This is a genomic window from Actinoplanes sp. NPDC051633 (assembly GCF_040681735.1).
In the GTDB taxonomy this organism is placed as follows: Bacteria; Actinomycetota; Actinomycetes; order Mycobacteriales; family Micromonosporaceae; genus Actinoplanes.
Genome location: NZ_JBFAZH010000385.1, coordinates 1 through 6,345, shown reverse-complemented (window position 1 = coordinate 6,345; position 6,345 = coordinate 1). Strand labels below are relative to the sequence as shown.

Annotated in this window: 7 protein-coding genes and 1 pseudogene; 4 read left to right on the top strand and 4 right to left on the bottom strand. The window is 68.7% G+C overall.

Annotated features, from left to right (window positions below; genetic code table 11):
* Nucleotides 1–96 precede the first annotated feature (96 nt).
* Nucleotides 97–1,008 (bottom strand): annotated as a pseudogene (locus AB0M20_RS21365) (aldehyde dehydrogenase family protein); the annotation flags it as partial.
* A complete protein-coding gene (locus AB0M20_RS21360; protein ID WP_364300640.1) occupies nt 1,005–1,634 on the bottom strand; it encodes a TetR family transcriptional regulator in 630 nt (209 codons plus the stop codon). The gene AB0M20_RS21360 and the pseudogene AB0M20_RS21365, both read right to left, overlap by 4 nt.
* A gap of 66 nt (nt 1,635–1,700) precedes the next feature.
* Here AB0M20_RS21360 and AB0M20_RS21355 point away from each other — a divergent pair, with 66 nt between their 5' ends.
* Nucleotides 1,701–2,873, top strand: a complete 1,173-nt coding sequence (locus AB0M20_RS21355) for an acyl-CoA dehydrogenase family protein (protein WP_364300638.1) — start codon at nt 1,701–1,703, stop codon at nt 2,871–2,873.
* Nucleotides 2,870–4,387, top strand: a complete 1,518-nt coding sequence (locus AB0M20_RS21350) for a long-chain fatty acid--CoA ligase (RefSeq protein WP_364300636.1) — start codon at nt 2,870–2,872, stop codon at nt 4,385–4,387. Before AB0M20_RS21355 ends, AB0M20_RS21350 begins: the two co-directional genes overlap by 4 nt.
* Before the next feature lie 18 nt (nt 4,388–4,405).
* On the opposite strand, the gene AB0M20_RS21345 is transcribed toward AB0M20_RS21350, so the two are convergent.
* The gene (locus AB0M20_RS21345) at nt 4,406–4,819 is read right to left on the bottom strand and encodes a (deoxy)nucleoside triphosphate pyrophosphohydrolase (RefSeq protein WP_364300634.1); all 414 of its coding nucleotides are present in this window, start codon (nt 4,817–4,819) and stop codon (nt 4,406–4,408) included.
* A 182-nt stretch (nt 4,820–5,001) separates the two neighbouring features.
* On the opposite strand from AB0M20_RS21345, the gene AB0M20_RS21340 reads away from it, so the two are divergent.
* Complete coding sequence (locus AB0M20_RS21340; protein WP_364300632.1) at nt 5,002–5,313, top strand: 4a-hydroxytetrahydrobiopterin dehydratase; 312 nt, start codon at nt 5,002–5,004, stop codon at nt 5,311–5,313.
* A gap of 10 nt (nt 5,314–5,323) precedes the next feature.
* Complete coding sequence (locus AB0M20_RS21335; protein ID WP_364300630.1) at nt 5,324–5,686, top strand: PH domain-containing protein; 363 nt, start codon at nt 5,324–5,326, stop codon at nt 5,684–5,686.
* 17 nt (nt 5,687–5,703) lie between these two features.
* Here the strand turns inward: AB0M20_RS21335 and AB0M20_RS21330 are convergent.
* Nucleotides 5,704–6,345, bottom strand: a 642-nt coding sequence (locus tag AB0M20_RS21330) for a hypothetical protein (protein ID WP_364300628.1), incomplete at its 5' end; no start/stop codon positions are given.

Genomic DNA, 6,345 nt, shown 5'->3' with positions numbered 1-6,345 from the left:
ACATTATACTCTCATTATACTAATTGCTTATTCCAATTTCCTATTGGTTGGAACCAACAGGCGTTAGTGTGTTGTTGAGTTGGTACTTTCATGTGTCGAGGCGGCCAGCGCCACCGCGTCGTCGTAGAGGCTGCGGTGCACCAGCATCCGGGTCCACGCGGTGCACGTCTGTCCCGAGTTGAGGAACGCGTTGCCGACGCCCACCTTCACCGCCTTGGTCAGGTCGGCGTCCTCCAGGATCACGTTGGCCGACTTGCCGCCCAGCTCGAGCGCGACCTTGGCGATCCGGTCGGCCGCCGCGTGCGAGATGGCCCGGCCGGTCGCGGTGGAGCCGGTGAACGACACCATGTCGACGTCGGGGTGGCCGGCGATCGCCTGCCCGACGACCGGTCCGGTGCCGGTGACCAGGTTCAGCACCCCGGCCGGCAGCCCGACCTCGTGCGCGGCGTCGAAGAGCAGGTACGCCGTCAGCGGGGTCAGCTCGCTGGGCTTGAGGACCACCGTGCAACCGGCCGCCAGCGCCGCCGCGACCTTGGCCACGACCTGGTGCAGCGGGTAGTTCCACGGGGTGATCGCGCCGACCACGCCGACCGGCTCGCGGACCACGAGCGAGTTGCCGATGGTCTGCTCGGCCGGCGGTTGCAGCGCCAGGTCCGCGTACCCCCTGAGGACGGCGAGCGGAAGTCCCGCCTGGACCGCCTGAGCGATCTTGACCGGCGTGCCCAGCTCGAGCCCGACGGTCTCGCCGATGTCGGCGGCCCGCGCCGCCAGCGCGCCGTGCAGGCGGTCGAGGACCGCGCCACGCTCGGCCATCGGCGTGCCGGCCCAGGAGTCGAAGGCGGACCGGGCGGCGGCGACCGCGGCGTCCACATCGGCCGCGGTGCCCTCGGGCACGTGCCCGAGCACCTCCTCGGTGGCCGGGTTCTGCACCTCGATCGTGCCGGTGCCCGCGGGCGCGACCCACTGACCGCCGATGTAGAGGTGGTCGCGGACGGTGGATGACGTCATCGTTCAACCCCGTTCTGCAGGAGGGATTCGAGGCCCGAGACCAGCGTCTCGAGGCCGAGGACGAACGCTCCCTCATCCACACGCGCCCGGTGTTCCGCCAGGTGGTGGGCACGGTGGAGGTGAGGGTACTTCTCGTAGAGCTCTGGGTCGCCGGGAAAGCCGAGCGCGAACGAGCCCAGGGCCGAACCGGTGACCAGGTAGCGCAGCAGCGCGCCGATGTGGGTGGCGCGCGACGGCGACCAGCCGGCCGCGATCAGTGCGCCGTAGACCGTGTCGGCCATGGCGAGGGCGGCCGGGCGACGGCCCGGACCCTGCGCCAGCACCGGCACGATGTTGGGGTGGGCGGCGAGCACGGCGTGGTAGGACTGCGCCCAGAGCCGCAGGGCCTTGGCCCACTCGGTGGTGCCGAACGCCGAGGTGTCCACCTGCGCGATCACCGCGTCGGCGACCGCGTCGAGGATCTCCGCCTTGGTGGCGAAGTGGTGGTAGAGCGAGGGTCCGGCGACGCCGAGCTCGGTGGCGAGCCGGCGCACCGACACCGCCTCCAGCCCCTCGGCGTCGACCAGCGCGGCGGCGGCCTCGACGATCCGCTCGCGGGTGAGCAGGACCTGCCGGGGACGCGCCATGAAGATCTCCTGTGAATCAAGTTTTCGCACTGGACGTGTTAAAACTTACACCGCTAGTTTAATGCCATGGACTTCTCCTTGAGCGATGAGGAACGCGCGATCCGCGACACGGCACGTCAGTTCATCGCGAGGGAGGTGATGCCGCTGGAGCAGGACGTGCTCAGGCGGGAGCGGGCCAACCAACCCGGCCTCGAGCGCAGCGAGCTGGTCGAGCTCCGGCAGAAGGCGAAGAAGTTCGGCTTCTGGGGCCTGGGCACGCCGGAGGAGTACGGCGGCATGGACCTCCCCGCCGTGATGCAGTCGCTGATCTGGACCGAGGTCGGCCGCACGTACGCGCCGTTCACCTTCGGCGGCGAGGCGGACAACATCCTGTATTACGCCAACGAGGACCAGAAGCGGGAGTTCCTGATCCCGACCATCGAGGGCGACCGCATCTCCTGCTTCGCGATCACCGAGCCGGGCGCCGGGTCGGACGCGGCGAACATCAAGCTGAGCGCCCGCCAGGACGGCGACGACTGGGTCCTCAACGGCGAGAAGACGTTCATCACCAACGGCAACGAGGCGGACTTCTGCATCGTCGTCGCGGTCACCGACCGCGAGAAAGGTGTCCGCGGCGGCGGCACGACGGCGTTCCTGGTGGACCGTTCGATGGGGTGGCGCTCCGAGGCGATCGACACGATGGGCCCGGCCCGCCCGGCCGCGCTGATCTTCGACGACGTCCGGGTGCCGGCCCGCAACATCCTCGGCGAGATCGGCCAGGGCTTCGAGCTGGGGATGAAGTGGATCGGCCGCGGCCGCTACCTGATCCCATCGGCCGCGATCGGCAGCGCCGAGCGGGCCCTGCAGATGGCGATCGACTACGCCAACACCCGCGAGACGTTCGGCCGCAAGATCGGTGACAACCAGGCGATCCAGTGGATGATCGCCGACTCGGAGACGGAGCTGGAGGCGGCCCGCTGGCTCGTCCTCAAGGCCGCCTGGGTCGTGGACCAGGGCCTGGACTTCCGGCACTCGGCCTCGCACGCCAAGCTGTACGGCGCCGGCATGGTCAACCGGGTGATGGACCGGGTGATGCAGATCCACGGCGGCATGGGCTACACCCGTGAGCTGCCGATCGAGCGGTGGTACCGGGCGGTCCGGCTGATCCGCATCTACGAGGGCACCGACGAGATGCAGCGCCTGATCATCTCGCGCGATCTCCTGCGCGGGTACACCAAGATCGGAGGTCACCTCGCATGACCGTTCTGTCGCTCGCCACGATCCTGGCCGAGTCGGCGCGCAAGAAGCCTGACAAGGTGGCAGTCATCGACCACACCGGCGCCCGCTTCACGTACTCGCAGTTGTGGCAGCAGGCCCGATCCTGGGCGGCCGGGCTGCGTGAGCTGGGCATCGGCCCCGGCGACACGGTGGCCCTGCAGATCCCCAACGTCATCGACTTCCCGCGGGCGTACTACGCGGCCCTGGCCGTGGGCGCCACGATCGTCCCGATGCACCTGCTGCTGACGCCGGACGAGCTGGGCTACGTCCTGCGTGACAGCGGCGCCAAGCTGCTGATCGCCCACCCGAGCCAGGTCGAGTCCGCCACGAAGGCGGCGTCGCTGGCCGGCATCCCGGTGGAGTCCACCGAGCGGCTCTCCACCGACGCCGAGCCGCTGCACACGTACGTGACGCGGGAGGCCGAGGACGTCGCGGTCATCTTCTACACCAGCGGCACCACCGGGCAGCCCAAGGGCGCGTTGCTGACCCACCTGAACCTGGTGATGAACGCGACCGTGAACACGTTCGACGTGCACGACCCGCATCCCGACGACATCTCGATGGGCTGCCTACCGCTGTTCCACACGTACGGGCAGAGCGTCGCGATGAACGGCACCTTCCGCAGCGGCGGCACGCTGGTGCTGCTGCCCCGGTTCACCGGCGAGGCCGCGATCGAGCTGATGGTCCGCGAGCAGGCGACCATCTTCTACGGCGTCCCGACCATGTTCATCGGGCTGCTGGAGGCGGCGCAGAAGGCGGAGCGGCTGCCCGACCTGCGACTCGCCTTCTCCGGTGGCGCCTCACTGCCGGTCGCGGTGCTGGAGAAGTTCACCGAGGTCTTCCAGGCGCCGATCTACGAGGGCTACGGCCTGTCCGAGACCTCACCGACGGCGACGACCAACCAGCCGGCGTTCGGCACGAAGCCGGGCACGATCGGCCACCCGATCTGGGGTGTCGAGGCCGAGATCGCGCGCGCCGAGGTCGACGAGCGCATCGATTTCCTGCCGGTCGGCGAGCTCGGCGAGATCGTGATCCGCGGGCACTGCGTCTTCGCCGGCTATCACAACCGGCCGGAGGCGACCGCGGAGGCGCTGTTCGACGGCTGGTTCCGCACCGGCGACCTGGGCCGCAAGGACGACAAGGGCTTCATCACGATCGTCGACCGCAAGAAGGACCTGGTGATCCGCGGCGGGTTCAACGTCTATCCGCGCGAGGTCGAGGAGGCCCTGGCCCGGCACCCGGCGGTGCAGCAGGTCGCGGTGATCGGTGTACCGGACGCGACGTTCGGCGAGGAGATCTGCGCGGTGGTGGTGCCGGCGGGCGATCCGGCGCAGGCCGGCTCCGCCGGCGGGATCACCGCGGAGGAGCTCATCGAGTGGAGCAAGGAGAAGCTGGGCCGGCACAAGTACCCGCGGCAGGTCCGCTTCGTCGAGCAGCTCCCGCTGGGCCCCAGCTTCAAGGTGCTGAAGCGCGAGCTGCGCAAGACGTTCTCCTAGGGCGTTCGGGTTGGGCGACTACGAAACCCGGCCCAGCAGCAGTTGGGGCAGCTCGGCGACGATGGGCTTGTCCGCCGGGAGCCATCGCACGCTGGTCAGCTCGTCCGGGCCGAGCCAGCGCATCGCGGTGTGCTCCAGCGCGCGGGGAACGTCGCCGCCGAGCAGCTCGACCGAGAAGACGCGCAGCACCGCCCGGCCGTGTGCGAGCGACACGTCGGGGCCGACGCGCGCGCCGACCGACACCCGGACGCCCAGCTCCTCGAGGCATTCGCGGGCCAGCGCCTGCTCGTCGGTCTCCCCCGGCTCGACCTTGCCACCCGGGAACTCCCACTTGCCCGCCACCTCGGGCGGAGCCGAGCGTTCGCACGCGAGCACCCGCCCGCCGACGATGATCACCGCGGCGACGATGACCCTGGGTGATGTCGAGCGCATGGACTGAGAGCATTCCACAAAAAGGCAACGTTCAGGTTGCCCGAGCCGTCCCGATCGTCGGGAGAACACGTATATGTGGGCGTGGACATGTTTGACACCGCAGACAAGACTGTCAGGACCGACCATGACGACACGGCGACAGTTTGGCCACAAGCCGGCAACGACGCCAAGGGGGTGCGGCGATGCGGGCCAGAAGGCAGCGATCGGCTCGTTCCGACTATCTGACCGACGCGCTCACGCTGTTACAGGGCTGGACCCAGAACGGCGCTGAGCTGCGAAGAGTTCTCGCATGTGACGACAGTCAGCATGCCGCATTGACCGAACGAATCAAAGTGGCCGCCGACACACTACGCATACGCCCCGCAATCCGGCGTACGGACGGTCACACCCAGATCTGCCTGAGTGCGGGCGAAAGTGACGACATCACCCATGGTCAGGTGACCCTGGCGGCGCGGATCGAGGACGCGTACAAGACGGTGGTCCAAGCGTCCTAGGCTTGATCGCATGACGGCACCGGTCTTCGACAACAAGAGTCAGCTCAAGCAGATCGAGAGCGGCCTGCTCGACGGCGAGCAGATCATCGCGGTGTACGACGCGGTCGGCGTCGGGACGGGCTTCATCGGGCTGACCACCCGCCGGGTGATCATTCAGGACAAGTCGTTCGCCGGCAAACGCTTCGCGATCACGAGCATCCCCTACTCGAAGATCAGCAGCGTCAGCGTGGTCAGCAACAAGAGCTTCGCCGGGCAGTACTTCTCGACCGGCGTCATCGCGATCCACGTCGGCCAGCACATCTACGAGGTCGAGTTCCGCGGGTCGGACAAGACGCATCACGTGCACAACGTGATCCTGCATTACGCCTCATAGGACACCCGTGCCGGCGGCTACCCGGCATCGCCGGTCGTCTGCGTGAGGTCCCACGCGTAGTGCCGGCCGGCGGGCCGCTCGTCCCGCCACTCCACGGCCCAGCCCCCGCCCGATCGCTGTGGCTCCGCCTGGGTGCCGAATCCGTGCTGCTCCTTGACGCTGGGCGGCTGGTCGCTGCCCGGGAAGACGAAGGTCACCTGAAATCGGGTCAGCGCCGTCGGGCCGCCGTCGGCGGTGGGCAGGCGATCGTCCCACTTCAGCCAGTCCCAGCCGCGTTCGCGAAGCGGCCGCCACAATCCCTTCGGCCGGTATTCCACCTGCCATTCCGTCGGGGCGGTGAGTGCCGGGTCGAAGACCAGCCAGGCGCGCAGACGCCGGACCTGCTCGCGGAGCGGCAGACCGGTGATCGTGCCGCCCGCGTTCTTCACCTCGGCCTTGAAGGCGATGTCGTCCAGCCGCGCCACCCGGTCCTCGTCCGGCACGATCGGCCGCATCGTCCGGTGGGTCACGACCGGCTTCGGCGTCGTCTTCCGCTTCTCCAGGATCCGGTCGCTGTCGTCGTCCTCGCCGATGGTCACCGTCACCTCGAGCGTTTCGGTGTACAGCGGCTGCTCCCGGTCGCTGATCCGCACGATCGCCAGCAAGTACAGATGGTGGCC

Coding starts and splice junctions, on each gene's coding strand:
- AB0M20_RS21360 (WP_364300640.1), bottom strand. CDS start 1,634: ATGGCGCGTCCCCGGCAGGTCCTGCTCACCCGCGAGCGGATCGTCGAG.
- AB0M20_RS21355 (WP_364300638.1), top strand. CDS start 1,701: ATGGACTTCTCCTTGAGCGATGAGGAACGCGCGATCCGCGACACGGCA.
- AB0M20_RS21350 (WP_364300636.1), top strand. CDS start 2,870: ATGACCGTTCTGTCGCTCGCCACGATCCTGGCCGAGTCGGCGCGCAAG.
- AB0M20_RS21345 (WP_364300634.1), bottom strand. CDS start 4,819: ATGCGCTCGACATCACCCAGGGTCATCGTCGCCGCGGTGATCATCGTC.
- AB0M20_RS21340 (WP_364300632.1), top strand. CDS start 5,002: ATGCGGGCCAGAAGGCAGCGATCGGCTCGTTCCGACTATCTGACCGAC.
- AB0M20_RS21335 (WP_364300630.1), top strand. CDS start 5,324: ATGACGGCACCGGTCTTCGACAACAAGAGTCAGCTCAAGCAGATCGAG.